Annotated in this window: 1 protein-coding gene; it reads left to right on the forward strand. The window is 53.6% G+C overall.

Annotated features, from left to right (window positions below; all coding sequences use genetic code 11):
* A partial coding sequence (locus IBT46_RS27530; protein ID WP_234480328.1) for a hypothetical protein occupies positions 1-219 on the forward strand: 219 nt, incomplete at its 5' end.
* Positions 220-880: the final 661 nt, after the last annotated feature.

An 880-nucleotide genomic window follows, 5' to 3' on the forward strand; every position in this document is an offset into this window, starting at 1 on the left:
GTGGCAATAATTCAGCAAACCGAATTTATTAATAAGTGGGCTGGTGGGCGCTGCAACGCACCACATCAGCCTGTGATTCTCCCGAAGATTGTGCTGACAGGAGTTGAACCTGCATCTGGGGGATTAGACCTGACCATCACCGGATGCAACACAATGAACAGAGCACTACCGCTTTTTTTGCCGCCCCATCCTGGCTTTTGGTACTGCAACGGCTGCTAGAGTTATTTTGCATGCCAGCGCTCTGGTCATTGTGTGCTGGTCTTTCCCAGCCGTCAGCGTTCTACTTCCCGCCGTCACTGCCGTCGAGGGTGCTGGCATCTCACCGTTTTCACAGTTGAACGTCTGCCGGGAGTTTTGAGCCTTCGGCGGGCTGTTGTGGTGGCCGGTACTGCGATATTCCGGCTTGCTTGACCCTACATGGCCTCAATATCCAACCGGCCAGCTTTTAGCGCATCAGCCTGCGCATTCACCACAGCGGAAAGAGCACTGCCTAGGGTGGATATTTTCGCCCAGGCACGAAACGCAAACATCAGTGCTCTTACCTGTTGTGTTAAGTACGATTCACCTGATCCGGTCCTGCAGCGCTACATCGCCGGATCAGGCTAAAAGGGCGGTTACGCGGCCACTCGGCTTGTTGGTCTGGACGGCAGTATTAAGTACCGTCATCGCGGATTCTGCTTCTCCGCCCCGATTTCACCCCCGCTATTGTTTAGCGCGCAAACCGAGAAAATCGCCTTCAACGCTTTAGGCTTTCGCACAACGAGAAGGGCGCTTACTCCACGTCTCTAAAGCGTTCGAAAAAACCCGCTTTGCAAACGCCCTTATCGTTGTGAGCTGAGTAAAAAGGGCGGTTAACAGGGCTGTAAACTATCTACCCTGG

It is taken from the genome of Erwinia sp. S38 (assembly GCF_016624545.1).
Classification (GTDB): domain Bacteria; phylum Pseudomonadota; class Gammaproteobacteria; order Enterobacterales; family Enterobacteriaceae; genus Erwinia; species Erwinia coffeiphila.